Here is a 20,557-nt window from a genome sequence, read left to right as displayed (position 1 = left end):
CTCCTTTGAACATACTACTTCTTAACTAATATCTATTATAGCATATTACTTCTTTTTTGTAAGTAGTATTTTCGTAATTAATTATATTTTTATATTACAGTCTAAAAGTGAATAAACTATGACCTTTTTACCAAGAAAGATTAAAGGTGAAATAAAAAATGGTACATTACCTTTGATAATGTACCATTTTTTGTTTTATTACTTGTCAACCTTATTCATTAAGTCAGCAACTAACTGTTCATTTTCTTCAGCAGTTTCAGAAATATAACATGCTTTATTTGCCAATTCCTTAATGTCTTCAGTATTGAACTTCTTCATTAAGCTTCTAATCCGCAAAATGGAGGTTGCACTCATTGAATATTCATCAAGACCCATTGACAATAAAATTGGGAACATGGTGCTGTCACCAGCGGCTTCACCACACATGCCACACCAAATACCATTTTCGTGGGCTGCGTCAATTGTATGCTTAATTAGGCGTAATACTGATGGGTTAGCTGGTTGGTAAAGATAAGAAACATTATCATTACCACGGTCAGCAGCCATTGTGTATTGGATTAAGTCATTAGTTCCAATTGAGAAGAAATCGACTTCTTTGGCAAATTGATCAGCTAAAACTGCAGCAGCTGGAACTTCAATCATCATCCCAACTTCTAAGTTATCACCAATTTTAACGCCGTCGCTCGTCAACTTAGCTTTTTCTTCAGCTAAAATTGCCTTGGCCTTGCGTAATTCGTTCAACGTACCAATCATTGGGAACATAATTCCTAACTTACCGTAAGCAGAAGCTCTAAGCAATGCTCTTAATTGGGTTCGGAAAATGTCTTCGTTCTTCAGTGACAATCTAATTGCCCGGACACCTAGAAATGGGTTCATTTCGTCTGGTAAGTCCCAATAATCAAGGTGCTTATCACCACCAATATCCATTGTCCGAATAATAACCTGCTTACCGTGCATCCCTTCGATAACTTCTTTATAGGCTTCGAATTGTTGGTCTTCTGTTGGGAAGTCCTTAGAATCCATGTACAAGAATTCGGTTCTATACAAGCCAACGGCTTCAGCACCGTTATCATTAACACCTTGCATATCGTTTGGCGTACCAATGTTAGCTGCAATGGTGAATTTCTTACCATCAGCAGTAACTGACGGTTCGTTCTTTAATTTTTCCCATTCAGCCTTTTGTGCTAAGAATGCTTCACTCTTTTGCTTGTAGTCAGCTACTTGAGCATCACTTGGCTCAACAACTGCATCACCGTTCAAACCGTCAACTACCAAAGTCTGACCGTTTTCAACGTCCTTAGTAATCGAATCGGTACCAACAACAGCCGGCAATTCAAGTGAACGAGCCATAATTGCTGAGTGCGCAGTCCGACCACCAATATCAGTTACAAAGCCCTTAACAAATTGCTTATTTAATTGGGCAGTGTCACTAGGTGTCAAATCATGCGCAACCACAATAACCTCATGATCAATTGCAGCTGGGTTAGGCAATTCTTTATTTAAAAGATGAGCCATTACCCGCTTAGAAACATCACGCACATCAGCAGCACGTTGTTGCATATAAGCGTTGTCGGTCATTCCTTCAAAAATTGCAATAAACTTTTGTGCAGTTTCATCAAGTGCGGCTTCACTATTAACTTTTTGATCTTTGATTTCAGTTTCAATGGCTCCCGTAAATTCAGGGTCATTTAAAATCATCAAATGGGCTTCAAATACTTGAGCTTCGTCCTCGCCTAAACTCTTTTTTGCGCTATCGCGAATTTGTTCAACTTCTTTAACTGAAGCATCGGTCGCCTTTTTAAAGCGATCTAATTCACTAGCAGCGTCGGCAACAGTGGTCTTCGTAAATGAAAGATCTGGTTCTACCAAGAGATAAGCAGGTGCTACAGCGATACCATCACTTGCAGCAATTCCTTTTAAAGTCTTGGTCATTATTCAGCTAAACCCTCTTTTTTCATTGTATCTGTAATAGCAGCAATAGCGTCTTTTTCGTCGTCACCTTCAGCGCTAATTGTAACATCTGCACCCTTGCCAACACCGAGTGACATTACACCCATGATTGACTTCAAGTTAACTGACTTGCCATTGTATTCCAAATTAATATCTGAACCAAATTTAGAAGCAGCTTGTACTAAAAGCGTAGCTGGACGAGCATGAATACCTGTTTCTGCAACAACATGAAAATCGCGTTTTTCCATTATAATTATCTCCTTTTAAATTGAAAAATCAAAACGGTAGTAAATACCTATTCGAATATTAGACTATCATTTTTTTGTGAATTAGACAACATAAATGTAACAGTTTACATCATAAATTTTCTGCTTTTGACTGTGAATAAATGATTTTCCCACCACGTAAGGCGCGGCCTGTTATATTTTGTCTTTTGCCAAACGCACACAACGCAGTTTGAAAACCAAAGGCATTTTGAGGCTCAACCTCATATTGATCAAGCTCACCATCAGCCAATTGTTCAAGAATTTTTTGATAATCCACTAAAATATCACCGTCTTTTTTGTCTTTTTTACTTAATGACCACTGTTATTCTAACATATTTATTGAACTTACAAAAAATAAGTTTTTGAGTTTTAGCACTTGATTATTGAGAGTGCTAATTATATAATTTAGTAAACTTGAAATGAAAGGCGGTAAGTATAATTGCTTTGTCAAAACTGTCAAAAGCGGCCTGCTTCCATTCACCTTTATGCTAAGGTTAATGGCCAAAGTCGCGAAATTAATTTATGTGGACAATGTTATCAAGAACTTAAACAACAAGGAAATATTAATATGAATAATGACAACAACGGTTTCTTCGGAGACTTTGATGACTTATTTAATAGCATGAACGGTAATAACGCTGCATTTAACAACGCTAATCAAGGACAGCCGCAAAGAGCTAACGGCGGCAATAATGGTGGTCGTTCATTACTTGACCAATACGGCACTGACCTAACGGCATTAGCTAAAAAGGGCAAAATTGACCCAGTGATTGGTCGCGATAAGGAAATTGCTCGGGTAATCGAGATTTTAAATAGGAGAACTAAAAATAATCCGGTCCTAATTGGTGAAGCCGGCGTTGGTAAGACAGCAGTTGTCGAAGGCCTCGCCCAACAAATCGTCGATGGTTCGGTACCTGCTAAATTACAAGACAAGCGAATTATTTCACTAAACGTCGTTTCACTTGTCCAAGGAACCGGTATTCGTGGTCAGTTTGAGCAGCGAATGCAACAGCTGATTAAAGAATTGCAACAACATGACGACATTATTTTGTTCATTGATGAGATTCACGAAATTGTCGGTGCTGGGAACGCAGAAGGCGGAATGGACGCTGGTAATATTATTAAGCCTGCCCTTGCCCGCGGCGATCTGCAATTAGTCGGCGCAACTACGTTAAAAGAATACCGTGAAATCGAAAAGGATTCGGCTTTAGCCCGCCGCTTCCAACCTGTTGACGTCAAGGAACCATCAGTTGCCGAAACCATTCGCATTTTGCAAGGTATCCAAAAGCGCTACGAAGATTACCACCACGTTCACTACACAGACGATGCAATTAAAGCAGCGGCCGAACTGTCTGAGCGTTATATTCAAGATCGTTTCTTGCCTGATAAGGCCATCGACCTACTTGATGAGGCTGGTTCAAGAATGAATCTGACCATTCCTTACGTTGATAAAGATAAGATTAAAGAACGAATCGCTGCTGCTCAACAATTGAAGCAGGAATCACTAAAAAACGAAGACTACGAAAAGGCCGCATATTACCGCGACCAAATCGAAAAGTACAACAAAGTGAAGGATCAAAAGATTGATCCCGATAAATCCCCGATTATTACCAGCAAAATTATGAATAAAATCGTTGAAGAAAAAACTGGTATTCCTGTTGGCGATTTGCAAAAGCAAGAGGAAAACCAGTTGCAAAACTTGGCGCCAACTTTAAAGGCCCACGTTATCGGTCAAGACCAAGCTGTTGATAAAGTTGCTCGCGCAATCCGCCGCAACCGAATCGGCTTTAATAAGTCTGGTCGTCCAATTGGTTCCTTCCTCTTTGTTGGTCCAACTGGGGTCGGTAAGACAGAATTAGCTAAGCAATTAGCTAAGCAAATGTTTGGGTCAGAAAACGCCATGATTCGCTTTGATATGTCGGAATTTATGGAATCCTATTCTGTTTCCAAATTAATCGGTTCTGCTCCTGGTTATGTCGGCTATGAAGAAGCTGGACAATTAACCGAACAAGTACGCCGTCACCCTTACAGCCTGATTTTACTCGATGAAATCGAAAAGGCTGACCCGTCGGTAATGAACTTGTTCTTGCAAATCTTGGACGACGGCCGGCTAACCGACTCACAAGGACGGACTGTTTCCTTTAAAGACACAATCATCATTATGACTTCCAATGCTGGTCAGGGAATTAAAAATACCAGTGTTGGGTTTGCGGCTGAAAATACCGACGAAGAAAAAGATTCGGCTAGAGGCTCCATGAGTCAATTCTTCAAGCCTGAATTTCTGAATCGGCTTGATGACGTTATTGAATTCAACGAATTATCAAAGGACGACCTCGTTAAGATTGTTAACTTGATGCTTGATGAAACCAACAATATGGTCAAAAATCAAGGCTTGCAAATTACAGTAACTGATGATGCCAAGAAGAAATTAGTCGAAGATGGCTACAATCCAGCAATGGGTGCACGGCCTTTGCGCAGAACTATTCAAGAAGAAATTGAAGATCGCGTGGCTGACTTCAAGCTTGATCATCCAGATGCCAAAAACCTAACTGCAAGTGTTGCCGATGGTCACATTGTGATTAATGGACAAGTAGAGCCTGCCCCAGCAACTACTCCAGATACTGAACTTTAACTAAAATACATCAAAAGCATGATTATTTAAAATTACAATAATCATGCTTTTATTTAGAGAAAAAACAACAAATTAGCGTTATACTAGAGTTGACAAAACTACTACAAGAAACGGGTGAAATCCATGCATTTAATAGATGTAACCAATAGTTATCGGGATTTAGTACACAGTCAGCTTAACTCAACTGATGTTAACTATGTCAAAGTTTACTCTTTGGGTAATACTTCTGTTGTTTATACCGAAAGCGACAAGGCAATCGGAATTGCTATCGAAAATCACGATCGCCGCGTGCGCAAGGATGAAGTTGAGTTCATTATCAAACGCTTGATTAAAGAACGTGACCCCTCATACTTAGTAACCTTTGATAAAAGTCAACGCGTGGTCGAAATTCACGTTGATAAGTAAGATAACCATTGCTAGTTTTAGGCACTTTAAGGTAATTCTTAAAGTGCTTTTTTATTTGCTTAAAATTATCAAAAGATTTAATTAACAATCATCATAAATAATGCTAATATTATTTTAATTTTAAAATAAATTTAAATATGGGTAATGACAAATGAAAAAGAAAAAATTAGAAGATTTAAATGATGGTAAATTATTTCATCTGATTAGCCTCGACCGCAAGATTGGCAGAATTGTTGGTGTTATTTCGTCAATTTATATTTGCTTTTTAATCTGGACCGTCATGACAAATTTTGGCATTTTTGCCAAAGCAATTTTCGTTACTTTTGTTGTTCTCGCTATTTACTTTTCAATCTGCATAATATTAGACATCAAGGATAAAATCAAACGGCACAAACAGGAAAAATTAGAGCGTAAGAAAAATGGTTGGCATTAATTGCCAACCATTTTTTGCTTTTACAGTTTTTCAGTTAATTTAACATCAGGATACTTGTCTTTAAAGAAGCGTTCCGCAAATTGATTTTCAAATAAGAAGAGCGGTTGATCGTAACGGTCCTTAACAAGCAAGTTACGGCTGTTCGACATTGCCGGATCAAGCTGATCAGGATCAATCCAGCGAGCAACTCGGCGACCAATGCTCGTCATTTCTACATCTGAATTATATTCATTCTTCATTCTAAACTTGAAGACCTCAAATTGCAGTTGACCAACGGCACCTAAAATATACTCATCGGTCTGGTAATTACGGTAAAGCTGAATGGCTCCTTCTTGAACCAGCTGTGTCATTCCCTTGTGGAATGACTTTTGCTTCATCACGTTTTTAGCAGTAACGCGCACAAACAATTCTGGCGTAAATTCAGGTAGCGCTGGATACACAACTTTACGTTTACCAGCGTAGATACTATCGCCAATTTGGAAATTACCAGTATCATATAACCCAACAATGTCACCAGCAACGGCATCTGTAACTTGTACACGTTCGCTAGACATAAATTCAGTCGCGTTATTTAAACGGATTGGCTTATCAGTTCGAGCTAAAGTAACATCAAGTCCTTTTTTGAACTCACCACTGCCAACTCTAACGAAGGCAATTCGGTCACGGTGATGCGGGTTCATATTAGCCTGAATTTTAAAGACAAAGCCAGAAAATTCAGAATCATCAGGACTTAATTCTTCATCCCCGTTAACTACGTGGCTCTCAGGAGCTGGTGCTAATTGGACAAAGCTCTTTAAGAAAGTTTCCACACCAAAATTAGTTAAAGCCGAGCCAAAGAAAACTGGTGTCTGGTCACCCTTGATGATCTTATCAAGGTCAAAGGTATTGCCCGCTTCCTTAATTAAGTCAATTTCATCCAAGGTATCTTGAAATTGTGGATTTTGACTAAATGGTTCACTTACCGGCAATTTACCATCTTTATCTAAAGGCAAAAAACGGTCTTCGCCATCCTTGCGGTACAATTCCACTTGATTATTAGCAATATCATACAGTCCCTGCAGCGTTTGTCCTGACCCAATCGGCCAGTTCATCGCAACACCTTCAATCCCAAGTAAATCTTCTAACTCCGCAATTAAGTCTAGTGGCGGGCGGCCATCACGATCCAACTTGTTCATAAAGGTAAAGATAGGAATACCGCGCTGCTTAACAACCTTAAACAGCTTCTTGGTCTGCGGCTCAATCCCCTTAGCGGAGTCAATTACCATCACAGCCGAGTCTACGGCCATTAAGGTTCGATAAGTATCTTCTGAGAAGTCTTGGTGTCCTGGAGTATCAAGGATGTTAATACGCTTGCCCTGATATTCAAACTGCATCACGGAACTGGTAACTGAAATCCCACGCTGCTTTTCAATTTCCATCCAATCACTGGTGGCATAATGTCCGGTTTTACGTGCCTTAACCGTTCCGGCACTACGAATTACCCCACCAAAAAGAAGCATTTGCTCCGTAATCGTCGTCTTCCCAGCATCGGGGTGCGAGATAATTGCAAATGTTCTTCTTCTTTTTACTTTATCTAAAAGTTCTTTACTCATTAATTATCTTGTTCTTCTTCCTGTTGTTTTTCTTCTGGAATTGTTAATAACACCGTCATAAGCCGTGACCGCATCATTCTTCTAGTTGTCAATACCATGCCGTTATCAAGCTTAACCGATAACTTTTCACCCTTGGCCGGAATAATTCCTAGCTTAGTAATCATAAAACCGGCAATTGTATCGACATCTTCCATTTCAAGGTTAGTGCCAAACTGTTCATTAAAGTCTACTAGCGGCATCTTACCATAAATGACGTATTTATTAGGGCCAATTTGATTGAATAAGACCTCAGCATGATCGACTTCATCATCAATATTACCCACAATTTCTTCAATTAAGTCTTCAATTGTAGCAATGCCAACCACGCCGCCGTATTCGTCCGTCAAAATAGCTAGTTGCTGCTGCGTCTGCTGCATTTCAACTAGTAATTCACTTAAATCGGTTGTTTCTGGTGCAAATAGCGGCGGGTTCATCACATCTTCATAATCGATATTGTCAAAACCCTTTTCTCGCGCCTTCCGCAGCACCGTCCGAATATGGATGACACCGATAATTTTATCCTTATCCTGCTTGTACACAGGAATGCGTGAATAAGGCTCACGCAAAATGTCGTCAAGATTATCCTGAAAGCTATCACAGCAATCCACCATATACGCGTCAATCCGCGGAACCATTACTTCGCGGACCATCCGCCCTTGAAAATCCAAAGCATTATTTAGCATGGAACATTCCGTTTCACTAATTTTATTGTGCTCACGCAGTGTCATAATTTCCGTGGCTAAATGTTCTTTGGTTTCTTCATCGCTTGCAGGGGAAAATTTATTTTTAATTCGCTTAAATAAATTCCCCTTGGCAGGGTCGCTAGTCATAATTTTTGCTCTCTTTCTTAAAACACCAACATAAATAATAACATTATATCATGTAAGCTCGCGATATGTTAGAATAGCACGTAAGAAACGAGGTTAATTTAATGAAAAAAAGTCACGTTCTACTTGTTTTTACGTTTTTATTGCTAATTCCCTACTTATGTAGTCTACTGATTATCGGTATTGGCTATGATGCTCTAGTGCTGCATTCGGCCGACTTATTCAGAACTACCATTGGCGCACTAGTTGGCGCCACAATCATGTTTGCCATCAAGGCAACAATCCAGCGCCCAGTTGATCTATTGGCAATCTCCGTTGATGACGGCTTCTTTAAACAATTATTGCGCTTCTTCAGTATCAGACGGCGCTATCTTCTTTTATTTGCCAACATGGTGCTGGACTTTATCCTTTGCTTTACGGCAACCTTTTTAGTCCGTAATTGCCTCACACTCGACCAGATTGTTGGTAAATCCGTTGGCATTGTCTTTTTGGTTATGTTACTGTCAACTTGTCTTGGGGCATATGTCGAATACGACAACCTATCAATCGACCCCAAACAACATTAATTATTTACTGTCTTCAAGATACAGATCTTGGGACAGTTTTTTTGTATCTAAATCTAAACTTTGCAAGATATATGGTGTGGCACTATCACCCATATTTTCATATACCTGAATTCCCGCATCAGTTACCTTGCCAATTAATTCGGGTAAGACGAAGTTAAGTGGCTGATTGAAAAAGGCAAGACTTTGCTGTGGTAATTCAACTCGAGCTACCTGAGTTTGCGGCAAGACAAACTTCATTAAGCCAGCTGGTATTTCAATTTCTTTAGGTGCAATGACACCATACCAATACATGAAATTTTCCGGGCCAAACACCACTAAGCTGCTCCGCTTACTTGTTAAATGATTGCCTTTCAAAAATTTCTGGAAAACCGCATTGTTTTCCATCTCTAAATTGCAACCCGAAAAGGACTTCTCCTGATCCATCATCGCATCTGGGAAAGGTCTACCGACAAAAGTTAATTCTTCTTGTGCTTGTTTCATTATAATCCTCCTAGTATTCGGCTAATTCGTCCAGCGGAATAATCTCACCGGCTAAAAACGCGTCAATTTCGTTGCTGGCAAAGCCATGAGTAAACAGATAATTGCGGATTTTATGTTCGCGCTCGCTTTCTGGCAGCCGACGAAAACGCTTATAGGCTTTAACGCCCTGTTTTTTAAGCGCCTCAACTTGGGCATCAGCGTCTGGCCTCATGTCAGCTTCTGCAACGACCAAACTGGCAATGCTGCTAGAAAAGCCGTGACTCAACAACTTTGAGTTCATTTTACGGTTTAATTCACGCTCGGAGACCTTGCCAACCTGACTTTTTAAGGATTTTAGTACGCGCAATCCCGTGTCCAGCCAGTCCTTATCTGCCACTTCTGCTAATTTTTCTTGAACAATTGCCGGATCAATTCCCTTCTGGGTCAACTTGCGCGTTAACGTCAATGGTCCGTCAGTGCCGCTACGCAGGCTCTGTTTAATTGATAAAGTAACGTATTTACGATCATCCAAAAAACCCATCGCACTTAACTGGCTCACCGCATTTTGTGCGGCCTCGTCCTCAATGCCATGCTTTTGTAAATACTGTAAGACCTCATAAACAGTCCGTGCTTGGTAACTGAGATAATTTGAAGCTAGCGCCGTTGCCTTACTGCTCACATCAAACTTTTTAACTGCTGCTAATTCGTCCGGCGTTAACTCCTGACCCTTTAATAACATAAATTCGGCAACTGTTTGTTCACTAGCTGAAAAAGCATACTGCCCATCGAGAAAAATATTATAGCGTCCCGGTCGTTTTTGACTGCTGACTTTCGTAATAATTGGCATTTTGGCTTCACCTTTCTAACTCTTTACCTTACCTTTATATGCTAGCAAATTTTCGTGTTTCTTGCTAAAAACTTTTTCTGAGGAGTACAATAAATAATTAACAGTTAATTATTTATTGTAGAAAGAACATTATGCGCAAAAATTTTAAACAAAAACAAGCAAAAGAAAAAGACGTCATTATCACCATTAAACGCCTTGGAATTAACGGCGAGGGGATTGGCTACTACCGCAAGAAGATTATCTTTATTCCGGGTGCTTTACCGGGTGAAGTCGTAGTTGCCAAAATCATTAAGGACTTTCCCCATTATCTTCAAGCAGAACTCGTCCGCATTAAAGAACAAAGTCCTGACCGCGTTGCCTTTCCTAAGGGCGTTAACCCAGCAATTGGTGGCCTAGAATTAGCTCATTTGGCTTATCCTAAGCAACTGGAATTTAAGCGGGACAATGTGCTCGAGGCTTTAGAAAAATTTCATCCCCGTGGCTACCAAAAATATAAGGTTAAGCCGACCATTGCAGCACCAGACGAATGGCATTACCGTAACAAAGCACAATACCAAATTGAACAAGACCACGGCAAGACCAACTTAGGTTTGTTTGCTCCTAACTCGCACCACCTTTATGACTTACCAGTCATGCCAACGCAAAGTAAGTCTACGCAAAAGGTTGAACGGCAGATCAAGGCTTTGGTTGAAAAGATGCACGTGGCTGTGGCTAATCCATACAGACATACGCCGGGCTTAAAGACCATCGTTGTTCGCGAAGCCGAGGCAACTAAAGAAATTCAGGTAACCCTAATTACGGTTGGTCACGAAATCAAGAATTTACTGCCACTAAGTAAAGAAATCATGAACCTGCCTGACGTTGCTAGCGTTTATCAAAACGAGACCGACTGGCACAACCCACAAGTCTGGGGTAATAAAACCGAAAAAATTGCTGGTAAAAATAAGATTATTGAAGAAATTTTAGGTAAGAAATTCGCCCTTTCACCACGCGCCTTTTTCCAATTAAATCCGCAGCAAACAGCCAATTTGTATTCCGAGGCATTGAAGTTCTTAGACCTCAGAGAAGATGAAACTTTAATCGACGCATATAGCGGTGTTGGTACCCTAGGTATCCTAGCCGCTGACCGAGTAAAGCAAGTCATCGGAATTGAAACTATTCCTGAAGCCGTTGACGATGCCAAGCATAATGTTGAGCTCAACCACATTAAAAACGCCGACTATCTTCAAGGCAGTGTCGAAAAAGTTTTGCCACACTTGCAAGAAACTGGCGTAGCAATTGATGCCCTAATCGTTGATCCACCAAGAACTGGTCTGGCTAAAAGTTTAATTAAAACTCTGCTCAAGATTAAACCACAAACCTTTGTTTACATTTCCTGTAATCCATCAACTTTGGCTCAAGACCTTGTTTTACTAACTGAAGCCTATGATGTGCGTTTAATCAAGAATGTGGATATGTTACCACAAACACCGCGATGCGAATGCATTGCCAAATTAACCTTACGTAAATAAAAAACAGTTGTCGCTAAGCGGCAACTGTTTTTGTTTGCGGATAAGATATTATTCCTACTGTTATTTTATTATTAGCAGAGCATTTTGACAATATACAATTTAAGAGATTAAATTTTGCTGATACACTATCCACTTAGTTATCATACCATTTATTGTAAACGCTTGCAAATACTAGATATCATTTGACGTATTGCGCTAAAAACTTGCTAACATGAGCTTTATAGGCCTGAGGATGATCATCATAAGAATGAGCGTGTTTGGACTTTGGTGCAACCCAAAGCTCTTTAAGGCCTTTAGTAGCGCGATAATTACTGTAAACCATTTTAGTTGGCACAAAAGTATCATTACCGCCATGAATAAACAACATTGGTCGGTAATTTTGCTGCAACTGGTTAATGCTTGACCCATCTTTAAGGAAATAACCAACTTTAACGCGATTAATCCCACTTAAAATTTCAACTAATGGGAACCTTGGAAAAGCTGGCATGTTGTACAGCGCCTTAGCCTCATGCTCGATTTCGTCCTTAACACTGGTATAGCCACAGTCTTCAACAAACGCCTTAACCTGCTTCGGCAGCTGCAAACCACTGACCATCATTGTTGTGGCACCACCCATGCTGACACCAAAAACAACGATTTGCTGATTTTGACCGTTCTTGGCAAGCACCCGATTAATCCACTTTTTGACATCAGCCTTTTCAACCCAGCCATAGCCAATATATTTTCCCCGGCTCTTGCCTTGAGCACGCGGATCTGGTGTTAACGTATTGTAGCCTAACTCATGAAAAAGCGCATCGTACTTGCCCATATTTTCCTTGACATCCATGTAGCCGGGCAAAACAATCGCCGTCTTACGCGAATTTTTGCTAGGAATATAATTTGCATCTAGACGATACTTGTCATCGGCAGATTGCATATACCATTTTTCTTTTTTAACCTGCTTGAACCACGTCTTTTGCTTATATAGCGGGTCAGACTTCTTAATTACCTTACTTGAAGAAGATAAAAAGCTCTTGTGTCCCGGAACACAGGCAACTTTAAAGAAGTAAAAGCCTGCACCAGTGAATACTAGGCAGATCAATAAAACCACAGTAACTAATGAAAGCCATAATTTTTTGTGTTTTAATTGTTTCAAAGAGTTAAGCCAACTTTCTATCAAAAATACAATATCATTAGTATAACATTTTAATTTTGCATAGGTATAATAAAATGAGACTTACAGATTTACTGCAATTAACCAACGATTTAAACGCGCAAACAACCTTTTATTTAACAATTGAGCAAAAAGTGCTGCCATTAGCTCGGCTAAAAATCACGGCAAGCGAATGTTTGCTCTATCCAGGGCAAACACCAATGACTAAGGCCAAAATCTTCCACTTGGTTAAACACATGCATGGTCGCAGCATCCCTTTGTGGGTACAAAATGGCAATAAACGTTTGCCGCTTTATGGCGTCCAGATTTTACTGGAGACCAATTCAGTTAGATTAACTTAAAAAGCAGGCTGTCAATTCAGCCTGCTTTTATTATTTTTGGCGGTATTGGCGAATGCGGTTTTTCGTCCCTGCAAAATACCAGTAACCTGCCTCCTCGTCACTAATTAATGTTGTCCCATCAATTGGATCACTAAGAGCCGTGGTAAAAATTCGTTCATATTCTGGAATCGCTAACTTTTGCCGTCGCTGCAGCAGCTTTTTAGTTCCAGAAGGATTGAGCATTTTTTCATAATTTGCTACTGTTTTTCCTGAAAAGAATTCCCCCATGGCACCAGAACCATATGAGAACAGACCAATTAAGGCATCAGCTGGTAAAATGCTATTTTCCAGCAAACTAAGCAAGCTTAAATAAAGTGATGCTGTGTAGATATTTCCCACCACCCGGCCATAACATGCAGCCGTTGTAAAATTAGTCGCCAGCAGCTCACTTGTTGCTTCATCTTGGTCAGCAATTGCTAACCGGTTAGCCTTCAAGCCCATTTTGGTAAAAGGCAAATGATAGATCAGGGCCGTAAAGTCACTTGTTTGCAGCTTTTTTAGTTTTTGATAATCAGTAAAGGTTCTTTGAAAGAAGTCTAAGTAAACCTGCGTGGAATACTTACCATCAACTAGTGCCGTCGCCGAATTATTGGGCCGCCAAAAGTCGTTAACGTCCTGACTAAAGGCGCTGTGACCGTCATTTAAAGTCAAAATGCGCGGATTAGCCTTAATTAGCAAACTCACGCTGCCCGCACCCTGCGTCACTTCCCCAGAAGTGCCGATACCGTAACGAGCTAAGTCACTACCGATAACAATCGCGCTGTGGTAAGGATGCAGGCGAACATAATCACGGGCAATCATCACACCAGCCGTCATGCCAAAGCACGCTTCTTTCACTTCGAAAGTTCGCACTTCAGGTGCTAAGTTCAGGGCACTTTTGACAAATAAGGAAGCTGACTTAGATTGATCCACACCACTTTCGGTTCCAAAAATCAGAAGTCCAACCTGCTCGCGATCAATTTGCGGTAGATATTGCGTCGCATTAATCCCCATTGAAACGGCATCTTGCGTTTGGTCGGCCACACTCATCTGACTTTGACCAATACCGATTAAATACTTATCAACATCTTCATTACGCGCATGAGCCAAATCTACCATATCCACATACTTATTGGGTGTATAAAATCCTATCTGGTCAATTCCAACTTGCATTACTATTCCTTTTCTCTAACTTGTTGTAAAAATTTAACGGCTGCGGCCTGTGAATACTCACGATTTTGCGTTAATAACTGCAAGACTTGCTCTTTTTCTTGAGTTGTTGCGGATAAATTCGCAACTAAATTACGTGACTGCAGTTTCATGTGTCCCTTTTGGATACCATCGGTTGAAATCGCCAGCAAGGCAGCCAAATTATTAGCTAGACCAATTGTTGCAATCACATTAGCTAGTTCTGCCGTTGTAATCTTTTTTCCTAAAATACGATAATTCTGACGCACATCAGAGCGGGCCGTAATTGAGCCGCCAACTGTACCAATTGCTAATGGTAAAGTTAATTCACCGCATAAATTATCACCCTGCACATACCACTTACTTAAGCTAGCATATTGCCCCGATTGACTAGCTAGCACACCACATGCAGCATCAACAGCACGCGAATCATTGCCCGTTGCAATAAGCGCAGCATGAACGCCATTCATGATACCCTTATTGTTAGTCACAGCACGGTACACATCGGTTTGCCCAATCTTACTTAATAATGCAATCCTGTTAGCAACCGCCAGCCCGCCAATTGTATTTACCATTAACTTAACTCGCACAGTTGTTAATTGACTCGGATAATTTGATAAAATCGCAAACAATTTTGCCTTAATTCCCGGCAATTTTTCCATTTTTATAGCCAAAAATTCCAAAATTGAATTAACCTTATTGGCGCCCATTGCTTCGGCTGGGTCAACTAGTACTTTCAAGTAGATCAATTCAGCTTTTTGCCGCATCTCAATCCGTTTTACGCCACCGCCGTACTTAACCAAGCTGGCAAATTCATGATTAGCTTGTTCAATTAGTTGGGGAAATAATGTCCGCAAGGCAGTTGGTTCAAAATCACTCGTACTTTGCAAAATAATTTGACCATCTAGCCCTTGCCGATCACTTTGAGCAGTGACACCACCATTTTTACTAAAAATATTAGCGCCATGATTAGCAGCTGCCACAACTGAGGGTTCTTCTGTTGCCATCGGCACCCAATAGCGCTGGCCATTAACCAGCAAATTTGGGACCAATCCTACTGGTAAGCGTAATTGTCCCACGACATTTTCACTCAATTGGTCAAGCTGATGCAATGTTGCTGGGTCAATTGCATCTAATTTTATCCCCTGCTTTGTGAGCAGAGCTCGCCGCTCTTCTGGCGTTAATTGATAAAACTTCATCTATTCCATCCTAATTAATTCGCAGGCAATTGCTTGCCCGCCACCAATACACAACGTGACCAAGGCGCGATTGCCATTAACGTGATTTAGTGCATTAATTGCTGTCGCTACTAGCCTTGTGCCCGTGGCTGCTAAGGGATGCCCCAATGCAATTGCCCCACCAAAAATATTTAGGTGCGACTGTGGAATTGCTAAAGCATGCGCAAGAGCAACACTTGGCGCCGCAAATGCCTCGTTAACTTCCACCACGTCATAATCGGTAATCTTGTGATCTGTTCTTCTTAACAACTTTTGCACAGCATAATACGGTGCAAAACCCATATAAGCTGGGTCAATGCCAGATTCCACAAATGTCCCAAGACGTGCTAGTGGCTTGAGTCCCAACTCCTTTACTTTTGTAGCAGTTGCTAAAAGCACCATGCTTGCACCATCACTGAGCGGCGAAGAATTACCCGCAGTCACTTGACCATCTGCAACAAACGCAGGAGATAGTTTAGCTAATGCTGCCATATTGGTATCAGACCGAATATTTTCATCTTGGCTAATTCGGCGACCATCAATGCTAAGCGAAATCATTTCGGAAGCAAAATAGCCCTCTTTAACAGCTTGTGCGGCTTTTTGATGTGACTGCAAGCTGTAACTGTCCATTTCTTGGCGTGAAATGTGGTACTTTTCAGCAACATTTTCCGCTGTCACTCCCATCAGTTGTCCGGAAAAAGCATCGGTCAAGCCGTCGGACATCATGATACTATTTTCTGCCGGCTGATTACGAACCTCATTGTAATAAACTGCGTTAGTCATGCTTTCACTACCACCAACAGCAACAAAATCAAAGTCGCCGAGCTCCATTTGGCCTTGAGCTAAGCGCAACGCCTTTAAACTTGACCCGCAGACTTCATTAATAGTTACGCTACTGCTGGTTGTTTTCATGCCAGCATTGATCGCCACTTGTCGGGCCATGTTTTGGCCCAAGCCGCTCCCCAAGACGTTGCCCATAAATAAAGCGTCAAGTTCACTAGACTCAACGCCAATACTGCGCAAAGTTTCAGTAAGAACCAGTTGGCCTAGGTCAACCGCGTTTTGGTCAGCCCATTGCCCGCGATAACGACCAAAGGGTGTCCTTTTAGCAGCAACAACAAAAATGTCTTTCATTAATAAATTCTCCTACTACCAGATTCACTTCCAAATCTTAGCGGATTTTGGCATGTTTACCTAGGAGTTTGGATGAGGTTAAGAAAAAGTTTAAAGTCCTGTTTATAAAGTTGAAAAATAAAAGCATTTTAAACAAAACGTCTAAAATGCTTTAAAATCATATTACTTATTTCTTTTTCTTATCTTGAGTCTCTAACTTGTGGCCCAAATTAATAATATACTTGCGCAGATCATCTTTAATTTCAGGATGATTAAGGCCATATTCAATGGAAGTTTCAAGGTAACTTTCCTTATTGCCCACATCGTGACGTTCACCCGTAAACACATGAGCAAAAACACGCTGGGTCTTATTCATTGTATCAATGGCATCAGTCAGTTGAATTTCGCCACCACGTCCCGGTTTTTGGTTAGCCAAAATATCAAAAATTTCTGGCGTTAGTAAGTAGCGACCAATAATGGCGTAGTCACTGGGTGCTTTATCAACATCTGGCTTTTCTACGAAAGACTTAACATTAATTAACCCCGGCACAATTTCATTATCTGGTTCAATGACACCATACTTAGAAACTTCCTTGTGCGGCACCGGCATGACGGCAATTGTTGACGCATGGGTCTTGTTATAACGGTTGATTAGTTGCTGAGTTAGCGGCACTTTGTCCAACATCAAGTCGTCACCCAGCATAACAACAAACGGCTCATCCCCAACAAAGCTGCGTCCGCGGGCAATGGCATCCCCTAAGCCTAAGGGATGTGGCTGCCTGGTATAGTAGATATTAATCCCTAGTTGCGTAATTTCCCGCGACATCTTCAGCAAATTGGTTTTCCCTGTTTCTTGCAGATTTTGCTCAAGCTCGGGATTAGAATCAAAGTGATCTTCAATTGACCGTTTATTTTTACCGGTAACAATTAAAATATCTTCAATTCCTGAACTTTTAGCTTCCTCAACAATAAATTGAATCGTCGGCTTATCAACAATTGGCAGCATTTCCTTGGGCATTGCTTTAGTCACGGGCATAAACCGCGTCCCTAATCCCGCTGCCGGAATAATAGCTTTCCTTACTTTCATATTTTTACGCTTTCTCTTATCCATACTTTAAAATCCAATATACCAGATTTTGCACAATTGCGCCAACTTTATTGGCGGCGCTTTCTTTGAATATACTCTGCTAAATGACCAACAGAATATTGCACTTTACCAACACGAAGTGAAACAATCGCTGCATTAACACAAGTACCAAACAATAACAAAATAGAAGAAATGTTAAGCCATAACATGAAAATAATAAAAGTACCAATGATGCCATAATTTTCCCAACTAATGTGAAAATGATGAAGGTAAAAACTAAACAAATAAGATAGTAGCAGCCAGCCCACTAAGGTCGTAAAGACACCTGGCCAAATTACTCGCTTTTTCAGCTTAACATTAGGTAGAACGTAATTTAAATAAAATAACGCACCAAGCAAAATAATACCAACAACTGGATAACGGTAACTGAAGATTTTTTCGATTTCACCAACTGAAATCGAAAAAATTGGCCGTAAAAATTCCAACACCTGCTGCCCAAAAATCAAGGTTAAACTTAGCAAAGTAAAAATAACAATCATTAAATTAGTTAATAAAATAGTGATTGACCGTGTCCACACCGTTATCTGCCACTTCTGCTTTAATTCCGTCATACGCACGCCATAAACACGATTCATCCCAATTCGAATCGCGTTGACTAATGACGAAACCGACCATAAGGCCAAAATAATACCAAACGAAATATAGCCGGTCGACTTACGCTTTAACAGTGAGTTAATAATCGGCATAATAAATTTAGCTATCCGATCTGGAAAAATCAGGTCAAGATAACTGGCAATTGGTGTCGTATTAATATGAAACAGTGGCAAAATGTTTCCGATAATAATAATTAATGGAAATATTGAAAACAAAACATAATAAGCAATGACAATCGCGCTGGTTAACACTTCACCTTGCGAGAATTTAAGTGATAGTGTCTTATAAAATAGGGCAACACGATTTGGTGCTGCCTCTTTTCTTTTATTCATGCAACCTTAATCATCCATTTCGTCAAAATGCGGCAGATATTTTTCGTAACCGTCATAAGGCTTTTGCAAAGTTAAAATCTTAGGACCATCTTTGGTAATGGCAAAAGTATGCTCAAACTGTGCTGACTTTGAACCATCTGGTGTAGCGTAATAAACCCAATCATCATTAGGATCACTAACTGACTTTTGCTCAATGCGCCAGTCGCCGCCAGCTTCAACCATTGGCTCAACCGTAATTGTCATACCCTCACGCAAACGCAAACCATGACCAGCCTTGCCCCAATGTGGTACTTCTGGATCTTCATGGATACTTGGCTGGATGCCGTGACCAACTAATTCTTTAACATCGCCGTAGCCGTGTTCATCTTCAACAAAATGTTGAATTACTGCGCCGATGTCACCAATCCGATTGCCCAAAATTGCTTGGTCAATCCCTAGATACATCGCCTTCTTGGTTGTTTCCATCAAGTCGCGGTCAGCATCCGAAATTTGGCCAACTGGATATGTGGTACACGAATCAGTCTCAAAGCCATTGAGATTGCAGGTAACATCAACTTTAACAAGGTCTCCCTCATTTAAAACCGTATCTTTACGCGGTGTTGCGTGAGCAATCTGGTCATTTACCGAAATACAGGTACCATACTTATAGCCTTCAAATCCTTGTTCAGATAAGCGCCCACCACGACTCTTAACAAATTCTTGACAAAATTCTTCAATATCCCAAGTCGTAATTCCCGGCTTAATCACATCACGCAAGCCTTCAAACATTGATGCCAGTAATCGACCTGAAGCCTGCATCCCTTTAAGTTCCCGAACGGATTTAATTGTAATCAAAACTAAACTCTCCTCTTAAAAATTATCTTTGCTTACATTATAGCGTTTTTTAAAAGTTTACTAAAGAATTTCATCAATCTGCCTAAATTATGTATAATAATATGATGAACTAAATAGGAAAGGTATGAACAGCATGAAGGCAAGGATTGTCTACGCTAGTATGACTGGCAATGATGCAGATATGGCAGAGATTTTAGAAGAAGATCTGCAAGATTATGATTTTGATGTAGAGACTAGCGAGGCCGAGTTCACGGACGCTAGCGACTACTTGGCAAGCGACTTGTGCATTTTTGTGACCTACACTTATGGTGAGGGCAAGATGACTGACGATGTTGCCGACTTTTATGAACAACTAAAAGAGCTAGATTTAAGCGGCAAATATTTTGCAGTAATGGGCAGCGGTGACAAGACCTATAACGACCATTTTTGTGAGAATGTTTTTGACTTTGAAAAAATGTTCAAACAAGTTGGCGCTGAAGAAGTTGTCGCACCAGTAACGATTGAAAATGCACCAGACGATGATGCAATCGCTGCAATCGATAAAGCTGCAGAGGAAATGGCTGATCGGTTAAATGGCTAATAGGATTAATCCATGGCGTCATCCCATTAAGTTTGTTAAACGCCACCGCAATCTATTTGTTTACATGGTTTTTGGGTTTATTGCCGCATTAATTAATACAGTTGTCTTTATGGTCCTGCACAAATGGTGGCGCGGAGCAGTTTTCTTTTCTAACATTATTGCGTTTGTAATTTCTAATCTGGCTTCTTACTTCTTCAACCAGAAGGCCGTCTTTATTAATAATGTCGACCAGTATCATTCAACTTGGCACAAGCTAATCGTCTTTTTTACCTATCGAATTATTAGTTTGATTCCTGACCAAATGATTATGTCCGTTGGGATTTCGTGGTTACACCTTAATGCTTTACCAGTTAAAATTATTGATCAAGTATTAGTCGGGATTTTCAATTACCTAACTACCCGGTCGGTTTTCCAAGCACAGGAAACAACGATGATGCAGAGAGCTAAACAGCGAATGCAAAAGCATAAAAATAATAAATAAAAGTCAAAAATTCTTGAGTGAGTTTTTGACTT

The 20,557-nt window shown here is 40.4% G+C and carries 22 protein-coding genes; 8 read left to right on the top strand and 14 right to left on the bottom strand.

Translation table 11 applies throughout. The features are described from left to right. Window positions 1–198: 198 nt before the first annotated feature. The 3 genes from ptsP to OZX76_RS02855 form a co-directional block, all read right to left on the bottom strand. Window positions 199–1,932 carry a phosphoenolpyruvate--protein phosphotransferase gene (gene ptsP, locus OZX76_RS02865; RefSeq protein ID WP_277180760.1) on the bottom strand — a complete coding sequence of 578 codons (1,734 nt, stop codon included), beginning with the start codon at window positions 1,930–1,932 and terminating at the stop codon, window positions 199–201. After that, complete coding sequence (locus OZX76_RS02860; protein ID WP_277134401.1) at window positions 1,932–2,198, bottom strand: phosphocarrier protein HPr; 267 nt, start codon at window positions 2,196–2,198, stop codon at window positions 1,932–1,934. The genes ptsP and OZX76_RS02860 overlap by 1 nt, the downstream gene beginning before the upstream one ends. Before the next feature lie 109 nt (window positions 2,199–2,307). Beyond that, window positions 2,308–2,493, bottom strand: coding sequence for a hypothetical protein (locus tag OZX76_RS02855; RefSeq protein ID WP_277180758.1), 186 nt, complete (start codon window positions 2,491–2,493; stop codon window positions 2,308–2,310). Window positions 2,494–2,655: 162 nt separating this feature from the next. On the opposite strand from OZX76_RS02855, the gene OZX76_RS02850 reads away from it, so the two are divergent. The 3 genes from OZX76_RS02850 (at window position 2,656) to OZX76_RS02840 (ending at window position 5,686) form a co-directional block, all read left to right on the top strand. Continuing rightward, entirely contained in the window at window positions 2,656–4,848 is a 2,193-nt protein-coding gene (locus tag OZX76_RS02850) for an ATP-dependent Clp protease ATP-binding subunit (protein WP_277180756.1), read from the top strand. A gap of 123 nt (window positions 4,849–4,971) precedes the next feature. Next, on the top strand, window positions 4,972–5,253 hold the full coding sequence (locus OZX76_RS02845) for a DUF1827 family protein (RefSeq protein ID WP_277180754.1): 282 nt from the start codon (window positions 4,972–4,974) through the stop codon (window positions 5,251–5,253). Window positions 5,254–5,404: 151 nt separating this feature from the next. Beyond that, complete coding sequence (locus OZX76_RS02840) at window positions 5,405–5,686, top strand: hypothetical protein (protein WP_277180752.1); 282 nt, start codon at window positions 5,405–5,407, stop codon at window positions 5,684–5,686. A 20-nt stretch (window positions 5,687–5,706) separates the two neighbouring features. On the opposite strand, the gene OZX76_RS02835 is transcribed toward OZX76_RS02840, so the two are convergent. Both OZX76_RS02835 and OZX76_RS02830 read right to left on the bottom strand, forming a co-directional pair. Continuing rightward, complete coding sequence (locus OZX76_RS02835; RefSeq protein ID WP_277180750.1) at window positions 5,707–7,278, bottom strand: peptide chain release factor 3; 1,572 nt, start codon at window positions 7,276–7,278, stop codon at window positions 5,707–5,709. Further along, complete coding sequence (locus OZX76_RS02830) at window positions 7,278–8,147, bottom strand: hemolysin family protein (RefSeq protein ID WP_277180748.1); 870 nt, start codon at window positions 8,145–8,147, stop codon at window positions 7,278–7,280. Before OZX76_RS02830 ends, OZX76_RS02835 begins: the two co-directional genes overlap by 1 nt. Window positions 8,148–8,248: 101 nt before the next feature. Between OZX76_RS02830 and OZX76_RS02825 the strand changes: the two genes are divergently transcribed. Further along, window positions 8,249–8,710, top strand: a complete 462-nt coding sequence (locus OZX76_RS02825) for a hypothetical protein (protein WP_277180746.1) — start codon at window positions 8,249–8,251, stop codon at window positions 8,708–8,710. On the opposite strand, the gene OZX76_RS02820 is transcribed toward OZX76_RS02825, so the two are convergent. Then, window positions 8,711–9,190, bottom strand: a complete 480-nt coding sequence (locus tag OZX76_RS02820) for a hypothetical protein (RefSeq protein WP_277180744.1) — start codon at window positions 9,188–9,190, stop codon at window positions 8,711–8,713. It abuts the gene before it with no gap. 10 nt (window positions 9,191–9,200) lie between these two features. Continuing rightward, complete coding sequence (recX, locus tag OZX76_RS02815; protein WP_277180742.1) at window positions 9,201–10,016, bottom strand: recombination regulator RecX; 816 nt, start codon at window positions 10,014–10,016, stop codon at window positions 9,201–9,203. 131 nt (window positions 10,017–10,147) lie between these two features. On the opposite strand from recX, the gene rlmD reads away from it, so the two are divergent. Further along, window positions 10,148–11,527 (top strand): 23S rRNA (uracil(1939)-C(5))-methyltransferase RlmD, encoded by a 1,380-nt coding sequence (gene rlmD / locus OZX76_RS02810; protein ID WP_277180740.1) that lies wholly within the window; start codon window positions 10,148–10,150, stop codon window positions 11,525–11,527. A 178-nt stretch (window positions 11,528–11,705) separates the two neighbouring features. On the opposite strand, the gene OZX76_RS02805 is transcribed toward rlmD, so the two are convergent. Continuing rightward, window positions 11,706–12,617 carry an alpha/beta hydrolase gene (locus OZX76_RS02805; protein ID WP_277181477.1) on the bottom strand — a complete coding sequence of 304 codons (912 nt, stop codon included), beginning with the start codon at window positions 12,615–12,617 and terminating at the stop codon, window positions 11,706–11,708. Window positions 12,618–12,736: 119 nt separating this feature from the next. Here OZX76_RS02805 and OZX76_RS02800 point away from each other — a divergent pair, with 119 nt between their 5' ends. Next, on the top strand, window positions 12,737–13,021 hold the full coding sequence (locus OZX76_RS02800; protein ID WP_277180738.1) for a hypothetical protein: 285 nt from the start codon (window positions 12,737–12,739) through the stop codon (window positions 13,019–13,021). Between the two features lie 30 nt (window positions 13,022–13,051). Here OZX76_RS02800 and OZX76_RS02795 read toward each other — a convergent pair whose 3' ends face one another. From OZX76_RS02795 to map, 6 genes are all read right to left on the bottom strand, one after another. After that, window positions 13,052–14,212 (bottom strand): hydroxymethylglutaryl-CoA synthase, encoded by a 1,161-nt coding sequence (locus tag OZX76_RS02795; protein WP_277180736.1) that lies wholly within the window; start codon window positions 14,210–14,212, stop codon window positions 13,052–13,054. Window positions 14,213–14,214: 2 nt separating this feature from the next. Then, window positions 14,215–15,426, bottom strand: coding sequence for a hydroxymethylglutaryl-CoA reductase, degradative (locus OZX76_RS02790; protein ID WP_277180734.1), 1,212 nt, complete (start codon window positions 15,424–15,426; stop codon window positions 14,215–14,217). After that, window positions 15,427–16,578 carry a thiolase family protein gene (locus OZX76_RS02785; protein ID WP_277180732.1) on the bottom strand — a complete coding sequence of 384 codons (1,152 nt, stop codon included), beginning with the start codon at window positions 16,576–16,578 and terminating at the stop codon, window positions 15,427–15,429. It abuts the gene before it with no gap. Between the two features lie 166 nt (window positions 16,579–16,744). After that, window positions 16,745–17,644 carry a UTP--glucose-1-phosphate uridylyltransferase GalU gene (gene galU / locus OZX76_RS02780; RefSeq protein WP_277134375.1) on the bottom strand — a complete coding sequence of 300 codons (900 nt, stop codon included), beginning with the start codon at window positions 17,642–17,644 and terminating at the stop codon, window positions 16,745–16,747. A 68-nt stretch (window positions 17,645–17,712) separates the two neighbouring features. After that, complete coding sequence (locus tag OZX76_RS02775; RefSeq protein WP_277180730.1) at window positions 17,713–18,630, bottom strand: YihY/virulence factor BrkB family protein; 918 nt, start codon at window positions 18,628–18,630, stop codon at window positions 17,713–17,715. Window positions 18,631–18,636: 6 nt separating this feature from the next. Continuing rightward, entirely contained in the window at window positions 18,637–19,464 is an 828-nt protein-coding gene (gene map, locus OZX76_RS02770) for a type I methionyl aminopeptidase (protein WP_277180728.1), read from the bottom strand. Window positions 19,465–19,597: 133 nt separating this feature from the next. Here map and OZX76_RS02765 point away from each other — a divergent pair, with 133 nt between their 5' ends. Together OZX76_RS02765 and OZX76_RS02760 are read left to right on the top strand one after the other, a co-directional pair. After that, entirely contained in the window at window positions 19,598–20,044 is a 447-nt protein-coding gene (locus OZX76_RS02765) for a flavodoxin domain-containing protein (protein WP_277134370.1), read from the top strand. After that, complete coding sequence (locus OZX76_RS02760; RefSeq protein ID WP_277180727.1) at window positions 20,037–20,525, top strand: GtrA family protein; 489 nt, start codon at window positions 20,037–20,039, stop codon at window positions 20,523–20,525. Before OZX76_RS02765 ends, OZX76_RS02760 begins: the two co-directional genes overlap by 8 nt. Window positions 20,526–20,557: the final 32 nt, after the last annotated feature.

Source organism: Lactobacillus sp. ESL0677 (genome assembly GCF_029392875.1).
In the GTDB taxonomy this organism is placed as follows: Bacteria; Bacillota; Bacilli; order Lactobacillales; family Lactobacillaceae; genus Lactobacillus.
This window is presented reverse-complemented; position numbering and strand designations above follow the sequence as displayed.